Source organism: Arthrobacter sp. ok909, assembly GCF_900104405.1.
GTDB classification, from domain to species: domain Bacteria; phylum Actinomycetota; class Actinomycetes; order Actinomycetales; family Micrococcaceae; genus Arthrobacter; species Arthrobacter humicola.
The window spans coordinates 64,463-85,886 of record NZ_FNJS01000007.1 but is presented as its reverse complement, the minus strand read 5'-3'; the positions used below and the strand labels follow the sequence as shown (position 1 = coordinate 85,886).

The 21,424-nt window shown below is 68.1% G+C and carries 20 protein-coding genes, 1 tRNA gene, 1 pseudogene and 2 riboswitches; of the genes and pseudogenes, 6 read left to right on the top strand and 16 right to left on the bottom strand.

Features of this window, described 5'->3' with window-relative positions; genetic code table 11:
* Positions 1-49 precede the first annotated feature (49 nt).
* Together BLR03_RS23905 and BLR03_RS07865 are read right to left on the bottom strand one after the other, a co-directional pair.
* A complete protein-coding gene (locus BLR03_RS23905; protein ID WP_139184483.1) occupies positions 50-583 on the bottom strand; it encodes a hypothetical protein in 534 nt (177 codons plus the stop codon).
* An 89-nt stretch (positions 584-672) separates the two neighbouring features.
* Positions 673-1,506: a hypothetical protein gene (locus tag BLR03_RS07865; protein ID WP_091251441.1), complete on the bottom strand. Its 834-nt coding sequence runs from the start codon at positions 1,504-1,506 to the stop codon at positions 673-675.
* Positions 1,507-1,589: 83 nt separating this feature from the next.
* On the opposite strand from BLR03_RS07865, the gene BLR03_RS07860 reads away from it, so the two are divergent.
* The 3 genes from BLR03_RS07860 to BLR03_RS07850 all read left to right on the top strand — a co-directional run bounded on the left by BLR03_RS07860 (position 1,590) and on the right by BLR03_RS07850 (position 2,604).
* Positions 1,590-1,662 (top strand) — tRNA-Arg (locus BLR03_RS07860).
* A gap of 1 nt (position 1,663) precedes the next feature.
* Positions 1,664-2,197, top strand: a complete 534-nt coding sequence (locus BLR03_RS07855) for a DUF6314 family protein (protein WP_091251439.1) — start codon at positions 1,664-1,666, stop codon at positions 2,195-2,197.
* Positions 2,194-2,604, top strand: a complete 411-nt coding sequence (locus BLR03_RS07850) for an NUDIX hydrolase (protein WP_091251436.1) — start codon at positions 2,194-2,196, stop codon at positions 2,602-2,604. Before BLR03_RS07855 ends, BLR03_RS07850 begins: the two co-directional genes overlap by 4 nt.
* A gap of 81 nt (positions 2,605-2,685) precedes the next feature.
* Here the strand turns inward: BLR03_RS07850 and BLR03_RS07845 are convergent, their stop codons facing one another.
* From BLR03_RS07845 to BLR03_RS07815, 7 genes and pseudogenes are all read right to left on the bottom strand, one after another.
* Entirely contained in the window at positions 2,686-3,945 is a 1,260-nt protein-coding gene (locus tag BLR03_RS07845; protein ID WP_091251435.1) for an MFS transporter, read from the bottom strand.
* 58 nt (positions 3,946-4,003) lie between these two features.
* Positions 4,004-4,381, bottom strand: a complete 378-nt coding sequence (crcB, locus tag BLR03_RS07840) for a fluoride efflux transporter CrcB (RefSeq protein ID WP_091251433.1) — start codon at positions 4,379-4,381, stop codon at positions 4,004-4,006.
* Complete coding sequence (locus tag BLR03_RS07835) at positions 4,378-4,950, bottom strand: fluoride efflux transporter FluC (RefSeq protein ID WP_091251432.1); 573 nt, start codon at positions 4,948-4,950, stop codon at positions 4,378-4,380. The genes crcB and BLR03_RS07835 overlap by 4 nt, the downstream gene beginning before the upstream one ends.
* Entirely contained in the window at positions 4,950-5,501 is a 552-nt protein-coding gene (locus BLR03_RS07830) for a universal stress protein (RefSeq protein ID WP_091251431.1), read from the bottom strand. Before BLR03_RS07830 ends, BLR03_RS07835 begins: the two co-directional genes overlap by 1 nt.
* A pseudogene (locus BLR03_RS24870) lies at positions 5,494-5,685 on the bottom strand (hypothetical protein); the annotation flags it as partial. The pseudogene BLR03_RS24870 and the gene BLR03_RS07830, both read right to left, overlap by 8 nt.
* Positions 5,686-5,827: 142 nt before the next feature.
* Positions 5,828-5,917: riboswitch (Fluoride riboswitch) on the bottom strand.
* A gap of 96 nt (positions 5,918-6,013) precedes the next feature.
* Positions 6,014-7,927, bottom strand: coding sequence for an ABC transporter ATP-binding protein (locus tag BLR03_RS07820; RefSeq protein ID WP_091251429.1), 1,914 nt, complete (start codon positions 7,925-7,927; stop codon positions 6,014-6,016).
* On the bottom strand, positions 7,924-9,591 hold the full coding sequence (locus BLR03_RS07815; protein ID WP_091251427.1) for an ABC-F family ATP-binding cassette domain-containing protein: 1,668 nt from the start codon (positions 9,589-9,591) through the stop codon (positions 7,924-7,926). Before BLR03_RS07815 ends, BLR03_RS07820 begins: the two co-directional genes overlap by 4 nt.
* Before the next feature lie 281 nt (positions 9,592-9,872).
* Here BLR03_RS07815 and BLR03_RS07810 point away from each other — a divergent pair, with 281 nt between their 5' ends.
* Genes BLR03_RS07810 through BLR03_RS07800 form a run of 3 tightly spaced genes read left to right on the top strand, consistent with a single transcriptional unit; the run spans position 9,873 to position 12,134 of the window.
* Positions 9,873-10,619 (top strand): hypothetical protein, encoded by a 747-nt coding sequence (locus tag BLR03_RS07810; protein WP_091251426.1) that lies wholly within the window; start codon positions 9,873-9,875, stop codon positions 10,617-10,619.
* Entirely contained in the window at positions 10,616-11,347 is a 732-nt protein-coding gene (locus BLR03_RS07805; protein WP_091251424.1) for a hypothetical protein, read from the top strand. Before BLR03_RS07810 ends, BLR03_RS07805 begins: the two co-directional genes overlap by 4 nt.
* 28 nt (positions 11,348-11,375) lie before the next feature.
* Positions 11,376-12,134, top strand: a complete 759-nt coding sequence (locus BLR03_RS07800) for a hypothetical protein (RefSeq protein ID WP_091251422.1) — start codon at positions 11,376-11,378, stop codon at positions 12,132-12,134.
* A 252-nt stretch (positions 12,135-12,386) separates the two neighbouring features.
* On the opposite strand, the gene BLR03_RS07795 is transcribed toward BLR03_RS07800, so the two are convergent.
* The 7 genes from BLR03_RS07795 to BLR03_RS07770 all read right to left on the bottom strand — a co-directional run bounded on the left by BLR03_RS07795 (position 12,387) and on the right by BLR03_RS07770 (position 20,898).
* Entirely contained in the window at positions 12,387-15,422 is a 3,036-nt protein-coding gene (locus tag BLR03_RS07795; protein WP_091251420.1) for an alpha-mannosidase, read from the bottom strand.
* A 117-nt stretch (positions 15,423-15,539) separates the two neighbouring features.
* Complete coding sequence (gene fdhD / locus BLR03_RS07790; RefSeq protein ID WP_091251418.1) at positions 15,540-16,412, bottom strand: formate dehydrogenase accessory sulfurtransferase FdhD; 873 nt, start codon at positions 16,410-16,412, stop codon at positions 15,540-15,542.
* 122 nt (positions 16,413-16,534) lie between these two features.
* On the bottom strand, positions 16,535-18,232 hold the full coding sequence (locus tag BLR03_RS07785; protein ID WP_254788271.1) for a molybdopterin molybdotransferase MoeA: 1,698 nt from the start codon (positions 18,230-18,232) through the stop codon (positions 16,535-16,537).
* On the bottom strand, positions 18,229-18,516 hold the full coding sequence (locus BLR03_RS24350) for a DUF6457 domain-containing protein (protein ID WP_175460449.1): 288 nt from the start codon (positions 18,514-18,516) through the stop codon (positions 18,229-18,231). Before BLR03_RS24350 ends, BLR03_RS07785 begins: the two co-directional genes overlap by 4 nt.
* Positions 18,517-18,537: 21 nt before the next feature.
* Positions 18,538-19,275 (bottom strand): molybdenum cofactor guanylyltransferase, encoded by a 738-nt coding sequence (locus tag BLR03_RS07780; RefSeq protein ID WP_175460448.1) that lies wholly within the window; start codon positions 19,273-19,275, stop codon positions 18,538-18,540.
* A 141-nt stretch (positions 19,276-19,416) separates the two neighbouring features.
* A complete protein-coding gene (locus BLR03_RS07775) occupies positions 19,417-19,917 on the bottom strand; it encodes an HNH endonuclease (protein WP_091251585.1) in 501 nt (166 codons plus the stop codon).
* Positions 19,918-20,139: 222 nt separating this feature from the next.
* Positions 20,140-20,898 carry an NlpC/P60 family protein gene (locus tag BLR03_RS07770; RefSeq protein WP_091251416.1) on the bottom strand — a complete coding sequence of 253 codons (759 nt, stop codon included), beginning with the start codon at positions 20,896-20,898 and terminating at the stop codon, positions 20,140-20,142.
* Between the two features lie 295 nt (positions 20,899-21,193).
* Positions 21,194-21,377: riboswitch (cyclic di-AMP (ydaO/yuaA leader) on the bottom strand.
* Positions 21,378-21,424: the final 47 nt, after the last annotated feature.

Below are 21,424 nucleotides of genomic sequence, written 5' to 3'. Positions count from 1 at the left end.
CCATGATCGAGAATCACGGTCCAGCCCACTTCCTCAGCTGTCTTGGCAATCAAGGGCTCTCCTTCACTGTCTTGGGCCGGGGACTGGCATACTGCCAGTTAACCATCCCGAGGATTACATCTAGTACGGAATTACACACCCCGGCGTAGGCGCGGATGGCAGCTGCGGCCAGGAAGTGCCCCAGGCCCGAAAACGTCAGGATTGTTAAGACGAGAACACGAGAAACCATCTCAATCTGAACCCTGAAGCTTGCATTAAGTTTGACCGCGGGTTCTTTCAGAATGGTGGAAATAGCGCAAGTAATCCAGGTGGGCAGCGTCGTGAGAATTCCAAGGCGACCCAGCATTATCTGGTGCCTCGACGGTCTCGGATGAACGTTTGTCAGCGGCTCGGAACGCGGCTCGGCCCCCGTTTGACGGCACCAGATTGCACCGAATCGTTCTGTAGCCACGCTTTCCGTATCGAAGCCCGGCAAGACAAACTGATCTGGCATTAGTCCCCATAAGACGGCAAAGTCGGCAGATTGGCGCACGCCTCCGGCAAACCCGAACGCACACCGGAATGTTCCGGTGAGTGCCCTCATGATAATGCAAGGTCTGACGCGTGCCGGACATCAGACACCCGGCAAATTACGCGAACTGGTACCGGAGGCCAGTGCGCCAGCAGGAACCGTCAACGGGCCCGGGCGCGCTTGCGCAGCGTGCGCTCGTGCTGGACCCGCTGGGCGATGACGAGGCCGGCCGCTGCGACGCCCACCGTTATGGGGTAGCCCATGAGCCGCTCCAGCGTGCCAGGTTCCGGCACATGCATGCCCGTCACGCCGCCGGCAACGAGCGCCGCAAGGGACACCGCGCCGCAACCCAGGATGAGCCACCCCAGCGGGGTCTGCCTGAGCCACAGCCAGCCGATCACCAGGAGGGCCAGGGCGCCGGCCGCGAAGTACATGAGGGCACCGGCCACGTGCCAGGGGGATCCAGTGTTTTCGGGCACGAACCCCACAATGACGGTGCCCGCGCCGGCGGTGCCGGTCAACAGCCGTGCCGCAGCCGCGGCGGCCACCCCCGCGCTCCAGCGCGCCGGGTGCTGCGCCCGGCCTGCCGGGCCCGCCGGGCCCGCATTCCCACGGGCGTGGCCCGGCCGGCCGGCACCCCGAGTGAGCGGAACACCGGGTTGAGCGGCGAGGCACAGGAGTGCCGAACCAAGCAGGATCGCGCCGACCATCATGCCAAGACCCTGGACCACAAAGGACGCATTCATCAGCACGTGCGCCGGCGAGCAGACGTCCCGGCCGGAAAAGTCCCCGCAGGCCGAGGCGCCGAGGTCGCTGATGTAGCCGGTGCGGCGGCTGTAGGGGTCCGCTCCGGCCCAGGCGCCGATCACGGCAGACTCCGCCACGAAATACTGCAGGACGCTCAGCTTCGCCAGCGCTCCCACATAGAACCGGGTGGCGGCCACATCCGGGTAGTAGATGGCTCCGGCGGAAAGTTCGGTGGTTCCTGCGGTCATGCCACGAGCGTAGTACCCCCGCTCACCTTGTATGCTTGTATCCGTGTCCGACTGGGCCGGCCAGTGGCCGGCCGCGGATGCCCGCCCTCGTAGCTCAGTGGATAGAGCACGGCTCTCCTAAAGCCGGTGTCGTTGGTTCGATTCCAATCGAGGGCACTTGAACTTTCCTGCCCCGGAAGAAACCCCGGATTCGGCTCCGGACTTTGACCTCCGCGCCTACCTGCGCGGCTCCTGGTCCGTCGACCGCACGCTGCTGGACCGCAAGACCGGAACCCGCGGAACCTTCACCGGCGTCGTCCGTTTTACGGATGGCGACGACGGCGGCCTGCACTGGCGCGAAGAAGGCACCGTCCGCTGGGCCACCTTTGACGGCACGCCGTTCACCGCGCCGGCGAGCCGGGAATATCTGCTACGGCCGGCGGACACGCCGGCTGTCCTGGACGTGTATTTCCCGGACGGTCGTCCCTTCCACCGCATGGGCTTTGCGGGGCAGGCCAACCGGGACGTGCACTGGTGCGACCCCGACACGTACCGCGTGACCTACACCGTGGCCGGGCCCGACGAATGCGGCTACCGCTGGGACGTCACCGGGCCGGCCAAGGACCAGTTGCTGGAGTCGGTCCTGCGCCGGCTGGACGCCGCAGTGGACACGAAACTCGATCCAGCGCCGGACGCTAGGCTTTCAGAGTGAACCCCCGCATCGTCGTCTCCGCCGTCTGCGTCTTCGATGACGCCGGACGCCTCCTGACCGTCCGGAAAAGGGGCACGGACAAGTTCATGCACCCCGGCGGCAAACCCGAGGCCGGCGAAACGGCCGCGGAGGCGGCGGTGCGCGAACTCCGGGAAGAAGTCGGGATCGTCCTGGCCGCGGACCGGCTGGACCTGCTGGGCTGCTGGCTCGCGGACGCCGCCAACGAGGCGGCCACCCAGATCGAGGCCACCGTCTTCACGGCTCCGGGAGTGTGGAGCGCCCGGCCGTCGGCGGAAATTGCCGAGATCCGCTGGCTGGATCTGGCAGGCGAACTGCCCGGCGACCTCGCCCCCCTGCTGACGGACCATGTGCTGCCGGCACTGTCAGCCAAACCGTCAGCGGGATAGGCCCGGCGGTGCCTGAGGGCCCGGGATCATCACACCTGATCCGTCATGATCGACGGACTCCGTCGCCGTGTTCGGGTTGGCTCAGCTCTTACCGGGCTGGGCGGGTTCGCTGGCGTTGCCGGCTTTGCTGCCCAGGAGGGGGATGAAGGCGATGAGCGCGACAACTTGTGTACCGATGGTGAAGGTGATGAGTCCGGTGTACGACGCCGTGTAGAGGGCGCCGATGATGGTTGACCCGGCGAGCCAGGCGAGGCCGTAGATGGCGGTGAAGATGCCGTATCCGGTCCCGCGCCGCGCGGCCGGGACCAGGTCCGCGACCGCGGCCCGGAGGGTGGATTCGTGGATTCCCAAGGCCGCTCCCCAGACCACGGCTCCGGCCCAGACGAGGGCCGGGGTGGCTGTGAAGGACAGGAAGGGGACGGCGGCGGTCAGCGGCAGGGCGATGAGCAGTCCGCGCAGCCCGATCCGGTCATAGAGCGCCCCGGAGGCCAGTGCGGCCACCGCCGCTGCGCCCATGGAGACGGCGTAGGTGACCGGTATCAGTGCCGAGGGCAAGACTTTTTGGACTTCGAGGTGGTACGAAATGACACCGAAGGTGGAGAACCCGAACATCGATACGGCCGTGAAGGCGCTGTACCACCAGAAGCGGGCTGGCAGTGGGACGCGTGCCGGTGCCAGGCCGGGGACCGCCACGGGTTCGTTGATGGCGTGGGTGTCATATCGTTGTGGCTCCGGGGCGGCCCGGCGGAGCAGCAGCACGGCGATGAGAGCGGCCGCGCCGGGGACGGCCAAAACGCCGAAGCCCAGCTGGTAGCCCGAGACGGCGATCATCAGTCCGACGAGCAAAGGGCCCAGCAGGGCCCCGGACTGGTCGAGGGCTTCGTGGATGGCGAAGGCCTTTCCCCGGCCCATGTCCGCCCCGGCGTGGGAGAGCATGGTGTCCCTTGCGGGCGTGCGGACGGCTTTGCCGAACCGCTCCATGATGACCAGCGCGGCTGCCTGCCACAGGGAGCTGGCGAGGGCCAGGAGCGGGACGGCGATCACGGTCAGGGTGTAGCCGGCGATGGTCAGCGGCCAGTACTTGCGGGTCTTGTCGGCCAGGGGGCCGGTGCCAAGGCGCAGGACCGTGGCCACGGCTTCCCCGAATCCGGTGATGAAGCCGACCATGACCGCGCTGGCTCCGAGGGTAGCCAGGAACGGGCCGGTGATGGATCGGGCGCCTTCGTAGACGACGTCGGCGAGCATGCTCACCACGCCGAACGTCAGCACGAACCCCATGGGTCCGAGCCTGTTGGGCCCGGCCTTCCCGGCCCGGGCTGCCTCGAGGGGCTGATGGCTCATGTCCGGCAACGGTGCTCCTGGCGGTGGTTCTCGGCTACTGTCGGGCTGGTGTCCGGCCTCATAACAGGCTGGCCAGGGCCAGGCCGGCTGCCGCGGCACCAACCGCGGCGGCGGCGGTGCCGATGCCGTTCAGGAGGGCCAGGCCCGTGCGGCCGGCCTGGATGAGCCTGACGGTCTCGAAGCTGGCCGTACTGAAGGTGGTGTAGCCGCCCAGGAATCCGGTGCCGGCGATGGCCTGCAGCTCGGGCGGTGCCGCGTGGACGATCACGGCGCCGGCGACCAGCCCCAGGAGGAAGGAGCCGGTGACGTTGACGGCGATGGTGCCCACGGGCAGGGCTGTGCGGAGCCTGGATCTGACCAGTCCGTCCACCACGAAGCGGGTCCCCGCGCCGAGTCCGCCGGCGATTCCGAGCAAGACAATGGTCAGGGCGTTCACCGGTTCCTCCCGGGCTTGTTGGGCTGTTGCCGGCCGGTGTGCGGGTCCGTGTCCCGGTGCCGGGCGGCCCTCCTGCGGTGGTGTCCGACGGCGGCGCGGATCCCCGCCACTGTTGCCGCGGCGCCGCCGATCAGCGTCGCCGCCACGTAGAGCACGGCATCGGTGGTGCGTCCTGCTCCAAGCAGGGCATTCGTTTCCAGGGCCAGGGTGCTGTAGGTGGTGAACGCGCCCATGAAACCGGTACAGGCGAGCAGCCGGATGATCCGCAGCTTCCCGGCGTCCGGACCGCGGCGGACCAGGGCCTCCAGTAGGCCGCCGAGCAGGAAGGCGCCGGTCAGGTTGATGATCAGGGTGGGCAGCGGCCAGCCGGACGGGGACGGCAGGACGCTGCTGAGCCCGAAACGGGCCAGGGCTCCAAACACACCCCCGGCGATGACCACCAGCACGAACCCCGGGTGCAGGTGCACCGGAGGGTGGGCGCGTGCCGCACCGAGCGTCCCGGCGTCTGCGCCGGCGGTCCTTCCGAAAGAGCCGGCTGCCGCCGCAGCCTCGCGGGCGGGCGGTTCCATCAGCGGCCTTCCTTCGGATGGTGCCGGGGCTGGGGAGCAAGCGGGACCACCAGCACGGGCCGGTGCTGACGGTGGGTGAGATGGACAGCCACGGAACCGACCAGCAACTCCTCGAACCGGGCCCCAAAGCCGCGTTCGCGGGTGCCGACGACGATGATTGACGCGTCCCTGGTCTCGGCGAGCCGTCCCAGGGCCCGTGCCGGCTCCCCGGAGAGGGTCAGGAAGGACCACCGGATCCCGGTCTCGCCCAGGGCCTCGCGGAGGTGTTCCGCGATACCGGCGCTGATGCCTTCGATGTCGTCGTCGACGCCGTCCGGATCAATCGGCCGGGCTTCGACCCGTCCGTCGGGTTCTTCGGCGAGGTAGGTGGTGACATCCACGTGGGCGCAGATCAGCTCAACGTTCAGGCTGAAGGCCATTTCCGCGGCCCGGTGCGCGACCGCGAGGGGCTGGCCTGGCACCACACCCATCAGCACCGGTCCCGTGATCTTCCGCGGGACGTAGGCGACGGGTCCGGTGGCGGCCCGGGTCTCGTTGTCGGGCTCATTCATGGGCGCTCCTGATACATGGGGTCGGCTCGTTGGGGTCGTTGAGGTAGGTCCCGGTCGGACCGTACGGCAGGGACGGGTCCTTGGCTGTGATTTCCAGGAGCCGATTGTATTTGGCCACACGTTCCCCGCGGGCCGGCGCCCCGGATTTCAGCTGTCCGCAGCCGGACCCGAGATCCGCCATGTACGCCTGGTTCGGTCTGATTAGCACGGCGGTCGCGGTTGCGGTCCGGATGCCCTCGCGGGCCCGGCCGTTCGGGACGCTCCGGTCGTGGCGCAGCAGGACGGAGTTGCGGGGGTGCGGGCACGGCTCACCTACCTTCGGATCAGCAAAGGTAGGAACCATTAGCCAGGCGGCGGTTCGAACAGCGGCACCTGACGCGCCTGCTGTTCCGGCGGGATCCATCACCGTGAACAGAGACTACAGGCCCGGCGGCGACGGCCGCCAGCATTTCACGGGGGCGATTTCCTCGCCGGGACACATGGTGTCGGGATCCGTCACCGCTAACCCCGGCCTAGTATCCGGGCACAGCCTCCTGGGCCACCGCGCTGGCCTCGGCAAACTGGGTCCGGTAGAGCTCGGCGTAACGGCCCTCGGCGGCGAGGAGCTCGCTGTGGGTACCGCGCTCCACGATCGAGCCGTTCTCCACCACGAGGATCGCGTCTGCTGCGCGGATCGTGGAGAGCCGGTGGGCGATCACGACGGCGGTGCGGCCCTCCAGGGCGGCGCCCAGCGCCTCCTGCACGGCGGCCTCGTTGGTGGAGTCCAGCGCGGCGGTGGCCTCGTCGAGGATGACCACCCGCGGCTGGGCGATGAGCAGGCGGGCAATGGTCAGGCGTTGCCGTTCGCCGCCGGAGAGCCGGTAGCCGCGCTCCCCCACCACAGTGTTCAGGCCATCGGGCAGCGACCGGATCATGTCTTCGAGCCGCGCCCGCCGCAGCACATCCCACATTTGCTCTTCGGTGGCATCGGGGCGGGCCAGGCGCAGGTTGGAGGCGATGCTCTCGTGGAACAGGTGGCCGTCCTGCGTCACCATGCCGAGGGTCTCGCGCATGGAATCGAAGGTGAGGTCGCGAACGTCCACCCCGGTGCCGGGCTCGGTTCCGCCGAAGCGCACCGCGCCGGAATCGACGTCGTAGAGGCGCGACAGCAGTTGCGCGATCGTGGACTTCCCGGCGCCCGAAGAGCCGACGAGCGCGACCGTCTGGCCGGGCTCCACCCGGAAGCTGATGCCGTGCAGCACTTCCTCGCCGCCGCGGGTGTCCAGGGTCAGCACGTCCTCCAGCGAGGCCAGCGAGACCTTGTCCGCCGAGGGGTAGGCGAAGCGGACGTCGTCGAACTCCACCGAGAGCGGACCGGGCGGGGACGCCACGGCGTCCGGCTTCTGCTCGATCAGCGGCTTCAGGTCCAGGATCTCGAAGACCCGCTCGAAGCTGACCAGAGCGCTCATGATCTCGACCCGGGCGTTGGAGAGTGCGGTGAGCGGCGCGTAAAGGCGCGTGAGCAGCAACGCCAGCACGACGACGTCGCCCGCGGCCAGCTGCCCCTGCAGCGCCAGGAAGCCGCCCAGGCCGTAGACCAGGGCAAGGGCCAGTGCCGAGACGAGCGTCAGCGCCGTGACGAAGGTGAACTGCAGCATGGCGGTGCGGACGCCGATGTCCCGGACGCGGCCGGCCCGGAGGGCGAACTCGCGGGACTCCTCGTCGGGGCGGCCGAAGAGCTTGACCAGGGTGGCGCCGGGCGCGGAGAAGCGCTCGGTCATTTGGGTGCCCATGGCGGCGTTGTGTTCGGCGGCCTCGCGCCGCAGATCGGCGAGTTTTGACCCCATCCGGCGGGCCGGGATCAGGAAGATCGGCAGCAGGATCATGGCAAGTACCGTGACGAGCCACGACTTGTTGAGCATCACCGCGAGGGTCAGCGCGAGGGCCACGGCGTTACTGACGACGCCGGACAGGGTGCCGGCGAAGGCCGACTGCGCTCCGATGACGTCATTGTTCAGCCGGCTCACGAGGGCCCCGGTCCGGGTCCTGGTGAAGAAGGCGATCGGCATCTTCTGGACGTGGTCGAAGACCTTGGTGCGCAGGTCCACGATCACGCCTTCACCGATTGTGGAGGACATCCAGCGGGTTACAAGGCCGATTCCGGCCTCGGCTACCGCCACGATGGCGATGAGGACCGCGAGCCAGATCACCGTTCCGGCATCCGCGTGGGCAATGATCTCGTCGACCACCTGCCCGGCGAGGACCGGGGTGGCGACCGCCAGGAAGGCCATCACGATGGACAGCAGCACGAAGGCGATCAGTTTGCCGCGGTGCGGGCGGGCAAAACTGAAGACACGCTTCAGCGTCTCCTTCGAGAACGGTTTGGACCCGCTCGAGGCGCGGGTGATGTTGTAAAGGGAGCTCCAGGCGACCCGGTCCATGCTCATGTGATGTTGCCTTTCGGGGCATCGGCGTGCAACTCGGTGACGACGCCGTTTTCGACGTTCCAGCGCACGTCAAGACGGACGTTTTCCAGCAGCCGGCGGTCGTGCGTGACGAGCAGCAACGCGCCCTCGTAACCGTCCAGTGCTTCTTCAAGCTGTTCAATGGCGGGCAGATCGAGGTGGTTGGTGGGTTCGTCCAGCACCAGCAGGTTTACCCCCCGGGCCTGCAGCAGCGCCAGCGCGGCCCGGGTCCGTTCCCCCGGGGAGAGGGAGTCGACGGGCCGGTTGGTGTGATCGGCCTTCAGGCCGAACTTCGCCAGCAGGGTGCGTACTTCGGCAGGGGTCTGCTCGGTCAGGACGGCTTCGACGGCCTCCCCCAGCAACAGATCGCCGGCCAGCAGGCCGCGGGCCTGGTCAATCTCCCCGACGGCCACGGACGCACCCATGGAGGCGTAACCGGAGTCGGGCTGCTGGATTCCCAGCAGGAGCCGGAGCAGGGTGGATTTGCCTGCACCGTTGGGACCGGTGATCCCGATCCGCTCCCCCGCATTCAGTTGCAGGTTTACCGGGCCCAGGGTGAAATCCCCCTGCCGCACGACGGCGTCGCGCAGGGTGGCCACCACGGCACTGGACCGGGGGGCCGCGCCGATGCTGAACTGCAGCTGCCATTCCTTGCGCGGCTCTTCGACTTCTTCGAGCCGGGCAATGCGGGATTCCATCTGACGGACCTTCTGCCCCTGCTTTTCCGAGGACTCGGTGCTGGCCGCCCGGCGGATCTTGTCATTGTCCGGGTTCTTCTTCATCGCGTTCCGGACGCCCTGGGAGCTCCATTCGCGCTGCGTGCGCGCCCGGGAGACGAGGTCGGCCTTGGTGTTGGCGAACTCTTCGTAGCGTTCGCGGGCATGGCGGCGCGCCACGGCGCGTTCCTCCAGATACGACTCGTACCCGCCGTCGTACACCGCAACCGAATTCTGGGCCAGGTCCAGTTCCACCACCGTGGACACGCAGCGGGACAGGAACTCGCGGTCATGCGAGACCAGGACCACGCCGCCGCGCAGGCCCTGGACGAAGGACTCCAGTTTGGCCAGCCCGTTGAGGTCGAGGTCGTTGGTGGGCTCGTCGAGGAGCACAATGTCGAAGCGGCTGAGCAGCAGGGCTGCCAGGGCAACGCGCGCGGCCTGGCCTCCGGAGAGCCCCGTCATCCCGGCGTCCGGCCCCACGTCAAGGCCCAGGTCAGCCAGCACGGCCGGGATCCGGTCCTCGAGGTCGGCGGCGCCGGAGGCCATCCAGCGGTCGAATGCCAGGGAGTAGGCGTCGTCGGCGCCCGGGGCGCCCGAGCCCAGGGCCTCGGCGGTGGACTCCATGGCCGAGGTCGCCTCGGCGCAGCCGGTGCGCCGGGCGATGTAGCCGGCCACCGTTTCGCCGGCAATCCGCTCGTGTTCCTGCGGCAGCCAGCCCACAAAGGCGTCCGCTGGGGCGAGGCTCACGGTGCCTTCCTGCGGTTCGTCCACCTCGGCCAGCAGGCGCAGCAAGGTGGACTTGCCGGCGCCGTTGGCACCGACGACGCCGACGACGTCACCGGGAGCTACTGTCAGGGAGAGCTTTGAGAAGAGGGTGCGGTGATCGTGACCACCGGAAAGGTCCTTGGCAACAAGGGTTGCAGTCATTAGTTCATCCTCTCACCCCGGCCCGGAACGGGCCGCCCCGACGGGCAAAATCCGGTCGTCCCGGCGGACCGAAAACGGACCGGGCATAGAAGAACCCGCCGGTCCGGACTTGGGGGGTGTACGGACCAGCGGGTTCGACCATTTAGCATAGTTGAATCAGGACCTTACTCAAAATCCCAGACCCCGAAGCCACTACGCGGGCCGCCGGCACCGCAGCTCCACCGCAGACCGAAAGCAGTACTGCCAACTGCGCTGACAACCGACCCTGCAGGAAACCCTAGATGCCCCTACCCGCAAAGGCGTTCCAACTCTGGCTTCATCAGGTTGCGCCGTCGGCGAGCACTGCCGATATCTGCAGGATCTCCGGGATCAAGCGCACCACGCTTGCCCAGCAACTGGTGCGCGGGAAAGTGGCCGAAACCACACTGGTCAGCATCAGCCGGGCCCTGAATCTGAACCCTTTGGCGGCGCTGGCCACCTTCGAGCATTATGCGGAGCTGGCCACGTCGCCGCAAGCGCCGACCCCCGCCGAGCTCGTCAGCCAGGTGGCGACGATGGACCTGTTGCGCGCCGTCATTTCCCGGTCGTCCCCGGCCTACGGCGGCTACGGTGACAGCGGCAGTTCACTGACGCCCGGGCTGGGCCCGGCCCCGCACGCCACTTCCGTCCGAAATTGGGTGGACGCGATCGACGACGGCGAGTTGCGTCACCGTGTTTCGGCCGCCACGGGAGTCGCCCCGCAGAACTATTCGGCCCAGCTCACCGCCAACAGACTGTCTCCCGAACTGGCGGTCGCGACTTCCCGCGCGGCGGGCGTAGGCTTCACAGGCGGCCTTGTCGCCACCGGCTTGATCACCGAGGAGGAAGCCGGCTGGCCGCCCGGGGCGAAGCAGTCGGCGTTGGATGCACTCTCCGACGGAGAACTTGCGTCGTTGGCCGGCGAACGGCTTCAAGCGCTCGGAAGATCGCTGCGACGCCAGGAGCAGGAACAAGCACAAACAGAGAAGATATGGGAGAACCTCGGATGATCGGGATCCTGCAGTGGACCACGCTCGCGGTGTGCGGCGTCGTCACGCTCGCCCGCATTCCAAGCGCCCTCCGGGGCCAGAACCGGTCTCTGTTCTCCATTTTTGCCCTCATGACCCTGGCGATCCTGCTCAGCATCGATGCCCCGTATCTGGCGGTGGACCGGGCCCTGGGCGGCATGAATATCGCCAACCTGGTGCTCCGCTTTGTCATCTTCGCCGCCATCTTCTTCCTTGGACTCCGGGTGGCGCGGGGGTTCAGCGCCACCGACGCCTTACGGCTCATCACGGGCCCGGTCGGAATCTCCGTGGCCGCCGCGGCATCGCTCGTCGTCATCGCGGTCTTCCTCATGATGGATACCACGGGGTCCTCCGCCGGGCTGGTCGGGGTGGCTGCCAAGGACCACCACAACGCCGCCTTGGTGGAGTACTACGGAGCCGCCGGACGTCTCTATCCGGCGTTCATCACCGCAGCCCTGTTCCCTGCCATGGTGCGGACCTTCCGCAGCAGGCTCCCCGTCCTGGTGCGGTCCAGCGCGGCGTTGCTGGCGCTCGGTACCGTGGCGATTTCCCTGAGCCTGCTGTCCCCGGTTATTCCGCCGCCCCTCGGATTCTTGCGGTTTGTCTTCAACTACAGCGCCATCCTGTGCCTGGTCCTGGGGCTGTGCCTGGTCTGGATTGCGAAGGCTCTTGCGGTGCGGGCGCCGAAGAAGCAAGCTAACTTCACCTGAGTGTCCAGGGGCTGAACAGGCGAACGATGTGGACGAACCCGGGATGATGGCGGCCCTCCAGTGGGGCACCTTGGTCATATGCACCGTGGTGCTCCTCCTGCGCGTGCCGGATGCGATCCAGGGCCGGAACAGGACAGTGTTCGGAATCTTGCTGATTGCGACGCTGTGCAGCCTGCTCTCAGTTGCCGGGCCCTACGAGGCGATCGACGGGGTTCTGGGCGGCTGGAACCTCACCCACCTCATCCTGCGCTTCCTCGTGTTCGCGGCGGTGCTGCTGGTCGGCTTGCGGGTGGCCAGGGGGCTCGCGGACCCACGGGGCTACCGCCTCATTGCCGGCCCGGCCGGACGCTGGGCCCTGGCCGCGAGCGCCGTCGCCGTGGCGGCCACCTTCTTCCTCATGGATACCCGCGGGTCCTCGGCCGGCCTGCTGGACATAACGGACAACGGCGGACGTAACGCCGTCCTGGCCCCGTTCTACGCTGCGGCCGGGCGCACCTATCCGGGCTTTGTCTCCCTCGCCCTCCTGCCGGCGTTGCTGGCCACCACCCGCAGCCAACTGCCGCGGCTGGTGCGTGCCGCGGCCTTGCTGACCTGCGTCGGAGCGGTCGCCACCGCCGTCAGCGTCCCCGCCTCCTTCGCCCCGGAAACCTGGACCCTCGCGCAGCAAACGGTCAACTATTTGGCCGTTGTGGGCTATGTCCTGGGGCTGGGCCTGTTCTGGTTCTCCGGGGTCGCTGCACAGGGGCCTGGTAACGCTCGCGCAACATTCCGCAAGAACAAAGGGTAGGGCATTCACAAAATCATTAGACCGTGAAAGAATCATGAATGTGTGAAAGCGACATTCGCTTTGTGTACGGAACTTAGCCGTGCGAAGCAGAGGCAGTCGCCCAAGCGCCATTGGGGGGATGAGTGGTAGCGGTCCGCATGGACCGCTCCCACTCAGCCTGTTTAACGGTGCTTTGGCCGGAACCCCGGTCGTTCCCGTTGCCCCAAAGGCAGCGCCACAGCGTCTCTTTGCCTCGCCTTCGGCGCACAAACCTCAGCGCACAAACCTCAGCGTGACCAGCTGGAACGGGCGCAGCGTGAGCTCGGCCGAATCAAGGGCAGCCGTCACGCCCGGCGCATCGACGGGCCGCTCCAGCAGGTCCACGGCGCGCACTCCGGTCAGCGGGAAGTTCGCCGTCACGAGGCCCGTGGACCGCTCCCCCAGTGATTCGTACAGCCTAACGATCACGTCGCCGGAGCCGTCCTCGGCGAGCTTGACGGCCTCGATGACGAGCGCTTCGTTGGACACGGTGAAGAGCGGTTCAACCCCGCGGGCTCCCCTTGCAAGCCGCGGTGCCAGGTTGGTGCGGTACCCCTCTTCGACGGCGTCGGCGATGCTGGCACCCGGCCGGATCGTGACCCGGAGCTCGTGCCTGCCCTGGTCCGCGCCGGGATCCGGAAACTTCGGCGCCCGCAGGAGCGAGACCCGCACTGTGGTGGTGGTCCCGCCGTCGTCCTCCCGGACGTTGCGGGTGACGTCGTGGCCATAGCTGGACGCGTTGGAAACGGCCACCCCGTAGCCGGGCTCGGCGACGTGGATCCAGCGGTGGGCGCAGATCTCGAATTTCGCCGCCTCCCACGACGTGTTGAGGTGCGTGGGGCGGAACACGTGCCCGAACTGCGTCTCCGCCGCAGAGCGGTCCGCCCGGACGTCCAGGGCAAAGCCGAGCTTGAGCAGCTTTTCGCTTTCCTGCCAGTCCACGACGGTGGAGATCGCCAGGGAGTCAGCACCGGCCGCGAGCGCAATCCGCTGGGTCACGGCCGAGGAGCCGGCCATCCGTTCCACCACGACGACGGCGTTCAGGCCTTCCGGACCGGGGCCGCGCTGCAGTGCGACCGATCGCGCCTCCACCAGCCGGACGACGTTCCTGCGGTAGAAGGCGTCGATGTCCCACGCGTCCCATTCATTCGGTGTGTCCCGGTGCAGCTCCAGGAGGTTGCCGGACTCCCCGGGAGCAATCGCCTCACGCCCGGTGGCATAGTCCATGAGCGAGGCGAGCAGTCCGTTGGCGTCCACCACGGCCCGGATGATGCCGTTGTCCAGGATGTAGCCGCCGTTCGCTTCCGTGACGGCCACCGGTTGCCCGGACGGGACCGGCTCGGCAGCGGCCAGGGCCGGCACGCCCTGGCGCTCGTGTGGGGCGGCATTGAGGAGGAATTCCCGGTTGCCGGTGCCAAGTGCCGCACCCGCGGCCTCGGTGATGATGGCTTCAAGACCGCGTTCGACGGCCGCGTAGTTGCGTTCGGCGTCCTGGTGGACCCACGCGATGGAACTGCCGGGCAGAATGTCGTGAAACTGCTGCAGCAGGACCAGCCGCCACAGCCGGTTGAGCTCCGCCGCCGGGTAGCTGTGCCCGGCACGCACTGCCGCGGTGGCACTCCAGAGTTCGGCCTCCCGGAGCAGGTGCTCGCTGCGCCGGTTCCCCCGTTTGGTCTTGGCCTGGCTGGTGTAGGTGCCGCGGTGCAGTTCCAGGTACATCTCGCCCACCCAGACCGGCAGGGGCTCATACTCGGCCTGGGCATGGGTGAAGAAGCTGGCTGCCGAGCCGATCCGCACCTTCGGGGATCCTTCCAGGTCCGCCGTGCGCTGCGCCGCGGCCAACATTTCGCGCGTGGGTCCCCCGCCGCCGTCGCCGTAGCCGAACGGAACCAGTGAGGTGGTTCCGCGTCCGTGGTCGCGGTAGTTGCGCTCCGCGTGTGCCAGGTCCCTGGCGCTGAGGTCGGAGTTGTAGCTGTCCACCGGCGGGAAATGCGTAAACACCCGGGTGCCGTCGATGCCCTCCCAGTTGAACGTGTGGTGCGGCATCCTGTTGACCTGGTTCCACGAGATCTTTTGGGTCAGGAACCAGCGGCTGCCTGCGGCCCTGATGATCTGCGGCAGCGCCGCTGAGTACCCGAACGTGTCCGGGAGCCACGCTTCCTGGCAGTCCACGCCGAACTCGGCCAGGAAGAAGTTCTTGCCCTCGAGGAACTGCCGTGCCATGGCCTCCCCGCCGGGCATATTGGAGTCAGATTCGACCCACATCCCGCCGACGGGAACGAACTGGCCGGCCCGGACCTTGTCCACGATGCGGCCGAAAAGCTCCGGATAGTACTCCTTCATCCACGCGAGCTGCTGGGCTGAGGAGCAGGAAAAGATGAAACCGGGGTCCTGGTCCATCAGCGCGACGACGTTGGAGAACGTTCGGGCGCACTTGCGGATGGTCTCCCGTACGGGCCACAGCCAGGCAGAGTCGATATGGGCATGCCCCGTGGCCACGAGCTGGTGCGCCGAGGCGTAGGCCGGCCGGGACAGGACGCCGGCGAGCGCGGCCCGGCCGGCCTCTGCGGTACCGGCCACGTCCTCGGGGTCCATGATGTCCAGCATGCGTTCGAGTGCCCGCAGGATCTCGTGGCGGCGGGGCAGCTCGGTGGGGAGCTCGTGCATGAGCCCGCTGAGCGTGAGGATGTCCTGTTGCAGCTCCCAGACCGTCTGGTTGAGCTCGGCGATGGCGATCCTGCCGAGTCGGTATTTCGGCTCGCTGCCGGACGTCGCCTTGTCGCCGTAGGGCGTGGCGGCGAAGGTCCAGTTCTGGGACAGGTCGGGGTTGGCCGCGGCTTCGACGTAGAAGTCAACGGCCATGCCGCCGCCCAAGAGCTTGAGCGGGATGTACTGGTTCCGTGGGGAAATCGCCTTGATGATGGTCCCGTCGGACCGCCAAGCGATGCCTTCGCACTGGAAGCCCGGGAGGTCGCCGCTGAACCCCAGGTCCACGAGGATTTCCACCGACGTGCCGTCCGCCGTACCCCAGGATTCCGGCACCTCGCCCTGCAGCCGGAGCCATTTGGTGCTCCACGGCCGGCCCCAGGCCGCGCCGTGTTCCTGCGGCGTGAACTCGTGCCGCAGGGCCTCCAGCGCGGGCACGGGCTCGTCCGGTGCGTCCCAGCTGCTCAGCGTCAGGGGCAGGGTGCGCGGGTAGACCGCGGGGGCGATGCGGTCACGCAAAAAGCGGTCCAGCCGGACTTCCGTAAGACGGCGGTCGTCGTGCAATGTGATCCTCTTCAGCGCTGGCGGGTCAGCGCTGGCGGGCCCGATTGACTCCAGTCAATGGATAAAATTTACGTCGCGGGGAACCTTTTGGCCAAGTGCCGCCGTCAGCCGGTCACGCTAGCCGGCTGCGGGTGCCGGAACGGCGACCCTGTGCTGGCCCGCGTAGATGTTCAGGCTGGTCTGGCGGCTAAACCCGGCCAGCGTCATCCCGCTGGCCTCGGCCAGCTCGACGGCCAGGCTGGAGGGTGCGCTGACGGCGGCGAGGACCGGGATTCCGGCGAGGGATGCCTTCTGGACGAGCTCGAATGAGGCCCTGCCGGAGACCTGCAGCACGGTTCCCCGGAGCGGTAGCAGGCCCTCGCGGAGCGCCCAGCCGACCACCTTGTCCACCGCGTTGTGCCGTCCGACATCTTCCCGGAGGCACAGCAGGTCCGCCGAGCCGTCGTCGGAGATCCTGAAGAGTCCGGCGGCATGCACTCCGCCGGTGACGTCAAAGACGTCCTGGGCGGACCGGAGGGCCTGCGGGAGGGCCGCCAGCGTCTCCACGGGGATGGTCAGCGGGTCCTCGGCCGGGCTGTAGTGGGAGGATTTGCGGACGGCGTCGATCGAGTCGGTCCCGCAGATGCCGCAGGAACTGGACGTGAAGACGTTGCGGCCCGTCTCCGGCCGGACGACGTCGGGCCGGAGCTGGGCCTCCACGACGTTGAAGGTCTGGACACCGTCGGCGTTTTCGCCCGCACAGAACCTGAGCGAAACCAGCTGCTCGGGGGTCCAGATGACCCCCTCCGAGACCAGGAACCCTGCGACGAGGTCGAAGTCGTTGCCCGGCGTCCGCATGGTGACGGAGAAGGACATGCTTCCGATCCGGATTTCCAGCGGTTCCTCAACGGCGAGGACGTCTTCCCGGTGGCGGACGGGGAATTCGAGGGCCTGCGGGGAACCGTCGAGGACAATCTTGTGCACCTTGCGGCGCTGTGTCACGCGGCCCATCCGATACTCCTAAGCAACATGGTGTGAGATTTTCTTGGTCGTTACGTTGGTTCCATCATTGCAAGCGCCCGACCCTGAAGCCAGCGCGGCAGAGGCCGGGGGCCGGGGTTGGCCCTCGAAATTCAGCCCAGGAGGGCGCTCCAGTCCACCGGCCCGTCGCTGGCCGAGGTTTTCCTGGCTGTCCGCTTCGGCGCCGGCTTGGGTGCGCCGGAGGCCGCCGCGGCGTCCGGGAGTGGTGTGCCCCATGGAAGCGCGAACGCGGGGACCAGTTCCCCCAACTGGACGCCGTGGGGCGGGACCACCAGTACGCCGTCGGCCGCGGCGAGGCCCCGCATCATGCCCGGGCCGGTGTGTTGCGCCGGGGATGCCATGCCGTACACCAGCCGGAAGGGCATGAGGCGAGTCCGGCCGGGATCGGCGTCAATTGTTGAACCGCAGGGGACCTCGCTGAGCGGCGGAATAGAGCCGTGGCCCAGGGCCGCGAGGAGGGGGGCTCCGATGGTGGACAGAGCCATCATGGCCGCGAGCGGGTTCCCCGGCAGGCCGAGGATGTACCTGCCGTCGGGCAGCTCGGCGAGCACGGCAGGGTGGCCGGGCCGCATCGCGATCCCGTCGATCAGCAGGCGGCCGCCGAGCTCGTCCACCGAACGCCGGAGGTGGTCAGTTCCGGAACGGCCCGTGCCGCCGGTGGTGATCACGACGTCGGCGGGCAGGCTTTCAGCGGCAGGATCGGCAGCCGGAGCAGCGGACCTGCCGCCGGGCGCGTCGCGGAACGGGATGTCTGACGCGCTGCTTGACTGGCTGCTTGACGGACCGCTTGACTGGCCGCCGCCCGCGGGGACGGGCTCCCCGTCCTCAAGCGCGGCGAGCCATTCGGTGTAGGTATCGCCGATTTTCATCTCTTCGGTACAGATGCCGCCGAGCATCCCCACCGCTGCCGCCAGTTGGGGACCGAACGTATCCCGAACTTGCCCGGGCGCCGGCAGTCCGGACGTCACCACCTCGGAGCCGGTGAGGACGAGGCGGACCAGGGCCTTGCCGAGCACGGGCAGCGTGTCGTTCCCGGCCAGCGCGGCGAGGGCCAGGTGAGCCGGATTCAGGACGGTGCCACGTTTGATCAGAACATCTCCGGCGGCCGCTTCTTCGCCGGCTTTCCTGATGTGGTCACCATTTCGCGGATCCCCCGGCTTCGCACTGCCGCCCAGCTTCAGGACGGGCAGTCCGTCCTCGTCGGTGCCGATGACGCCGCTTTCACTGCGCAGCACCGCCTTGGCCCCATCGGGGATGAGGCCGCCGGTGGCAATCCGGCTGGCCTGGTGCGGCGCCAGCCGCTGGTTGGGCTCGGCCAGGATCCACGGACCGCTGCCGTTGACGGCCCAGCCGTCCATGGCGGAGGAGGCGTAGTGCGGCATGTCCTGCAGGGCAACCACGTCCGCTGCCAGGGTCCGACCCAGGGCCTGCCGAAGCGGCACGGGGGCGGCAGGGATGGGAGTGGCACAGTCGAAGGCGAGCTGCCGGGCCTCCAGCCATGTGTGGGCCAGATGCCGGTGCTGTACGTCGGCACCGTCCTGGCCGGCACCGTCCTGGCCGGCACTGTCCGGTTCGGCGGCGTCGTGACCGGCAATGTCCGGCCCGCCAATGTCCTGGCCAGCAGAGTCCGGCCCGGCAGAGTCCGGTGCGGGAGCGTCCAGGGCACCGGCTTGGGGGTCGCCGGGGACGGCCTCCAGGCCGTCCTCAAGGTTGTCCCCGACGCCGTCAGCGACGTTATCCCCGCGGGGGACGCTGGCGGGTCCGCTGCCGTCTGGGGCCGCAGGCGTCATGCCCCGGAAGCTTCGGCGGCTGCATAGTCTGTGGCGAGCCGGCGGGCTACGGCCATGGCGGCCTGCATGGACGAGGCGTCCGAGGCCTTCCCGGAGCCGGAAGCCAGGCCTGCTGCAAAGCCTGCGATGAACGTGGTCAGCGGAGCCGCCGGTCGCACCACCGAGTGCGCGGCTACGCCTGCCAGGGCAAGGACCTCGTTCACGTCAATCTCAACGCCTTCCAACTCCAGGGCCTGGAGCAGGGCACGGCACCAGTCTTCAAGCGTTTCATCCTGGCTTTTCACCGTTTGCCTCCATGGTCGAGTTCAGCTGGGGAGTTCCGGCCCGGAACCCGGACCGGGGTCTGAAATCCTGCCGGATACCCCTAGCGCGGAAGCGTCATCCCAGGTGTCAACGTCATCCGTGGAACCGGGGGGAACGCGAACTTCCCGCACGTCCAGCCTAGCAAGAAGGGCGAAGACGGACGCGTTTTCCAGGCTGCCCGCACGCGCGGCGTCCGCGGCACTTCGTTGTAGCGCAGCCGTGCCATAAAGCCCGGCGAGCGGCTGCTTCCGGCCGTCGGCCGACACGGCCATGACGCCGTCGCCCGCCTGCCCCGGCTGATCCGCGGCTGGCGCCGCGTCCCCGGCCTCTGCCAGGTTCTCGGTCGCCGTTTCAGTCACTGCCTCCGCCAGCATCTCCGCCAGCGTCCCGGCCAGGGCGCGGACCGCGGCGGCCGAGCGGGGCATGTCACAGGCCAGGACAAGGGTGAACGGCGCGGGAGCGCCGGCGTCGGAGCGGCCGGCGTGCTCGGCGGCCAGCGCGTTCAGTCCCGCGGCGATCGCGGCGGCGGGCCCCGCGAACGCCGGGTCTTCCCGGCAGTTCAGGGTCCCGGCGGGCAGGTCCCCGGGGTCAGGACCGACGACGACGACGCGGCGGGCACCGCCCGCGGCGCGCAGCGACCGCTCAAGCAGGGTGGCGCCGTCGTAAGTCAGCCGCGACTTGGGCACACCGCCCAGGCGGGCCGACCTTCCGCCGGCGAGAATGATGGCATCGAACTCCACCGGATCAGCCTAGCGCGGCGCGAGCTGCCCGGAGGCTCGGGCGCCACGGGCGGGGCCCGGGGTCGCGGCCATGGCCACGGCCACGGCCACGGTTAGGGCAGCAGCCGGGGCAGCGGTTCAAGCGGTAGGTCAAGAGGTAGGTCAGGCGGCCGATTCCGGCAGCAGGAACGGATCCCACGCGGGGGTAGGCTTCTCGAGTTCCTTGATCTGCCAGATGGTGCCCTTCGGGGGACCTGGTACAAATCCGAGTTTCCAGCCCATCTCTGCCGGCGTGTGGTCGCCCTTGGCATTGTTGCAGCGCAGGCAGGCGGCCACGAGGTTCTCCCAAGAATCGGCGCCGCCACGGGACTTGGGCTGGACGTGATCGATCGTGTGGGCTGCCTTGCCGCAGTACGCGCAGTGGTGGGCATCGCGGCGGAGCACGCCGCGGCGGCTGACCGCCGTCATCGTGTTGTACCGCGGCCGGATGTAGCGGTTCAGGAGGATCACGGACGGGCGGCCCAGTATGTCCTGCGGGCCGACAACGGGGTCGTCCCCTTCAGCCACCACGCTTGCCTTTCCGGTCAGGACAAGGACGAGCGCCCGGCGGAAGGTGATGACCGCCAGCGGTTCATATCCAGCATTCAGAACGAGAGTGCGCATCCGCATACCTCTTCACGGCCGCACCCGCCAGGGGCACGAGGGCCGGCTGCCCTGTGCATGGTCGGGCTATGGATCGACAAGACAAGAGTAAACACTCAACTGCCAGATCACCGAATGTTTTTTCGGCGGTGCGGCCCCCAGCGCGGAAAATTCATGCCCCGGTAACACGAAAGACCCCCGCCTCAAGAGGCGGGGGTCTTTGAAAGTGCGGGGGGCTTGCGCCTAGCCGCCGACGCGGATGAAGACCGGGCCGGAACCGACGTTCACGCTGTAGAGAGCGGTGGTGCCGCCGTTCCAGCCGCCGTGGACTGCCATGCCGTTGCCGACGTAGACAGCGATGTGGGGCATGCCCACGCCACCGTTCTGGTAGTAGGCGAGGTCGCCCGGACGAGCTTCGGCGGCGCTCACGGTGCGGCCGAGGGACAGGTAACCTGCCGGCCAGCCGTGGTAGTGGATACCGGCCGCGGCCAGGGCGTTGGTGGCAAGGGCGGTGCAGTCCTGCGCCACGCCGAGCTGTGCATAGGCGGCGGCAGCGATAGTTGCACCGGCGCCGCTTCCGATTCCGGCAGGGGCCAGGGCAGCTGCGCCGCCGTTGACGCCGGCCTGGGCGCCGCCGGCCTGGGTGGCTGCGGCGGTCTGGACCTGCACGACGGGCTTGGGAGCCTCGACGACGGGAGCCGGCGACGTGGTCACGGCGGGCTTCTCGTAGGAAATCGCAATGGTGGAAGCAGCCGAAATCGTGGCCGGAGCCGACGACTGGACTTCCAGGGCGGAAGCGGAGGTGGATTCGCGCTGAACATTGGTCTCAGCAGCGTTGGCTGCGATTCCGCTGGTCAGAACCAGACCGGAAGCTGCGGCGATGACCGCGGCCTGACGGCCCATGCCGCCGGCGTTGTCGCCGACTGCCTTGGCAATAACAGCCAGCGAGTTGGTCTTGGTGACCTCGGCGCGGTGCCGTGCAACGGTTGCACGAGTAGTCATTAAGTTCTCTCTTTCGTGATCCTTGGACCGCGCGTTTTTGGGCGCGGGCTGAGGACGCTCCGGCATCTTGGGGGTACGCCGGATCGCCCCGAAATGGGTTACTTAGCGAAGGGTGTACTGCGAAGACGCGCCAAAAGCGGGAACTGCATGCTGTCCGGACTCGGTGGAGAATGAGCCAGCGGAACGTGATCCCATCCGGGCGCCGGCAAGGGCGGCACGTGATGTGGATGTCAGCGGGCTCAAAAGAGCCGCGCCAGTGCGCATACGCGCAGCATTGTGGCGTGAAGACACGAAAGTAGCCTCTCCCAATGCCTACGAGGTGAGCTGTCGGATTCGGATGGGAGTCACCCGGCCGCGCTGCTTCCTGGGAAGCGTTGCGACTTAACCCCTAGGCCTTCTTTCGAAGGCCAAAATTGGTTCCCCCGCCCCTGCCAGACGATGTAATGCGAACGGACCTTGAGCGGTGGCAGAGCTAGGCAATCCACTCAAGAGCGCCAACTTCGGAAAAGTTGGCGTGCTTCAAACT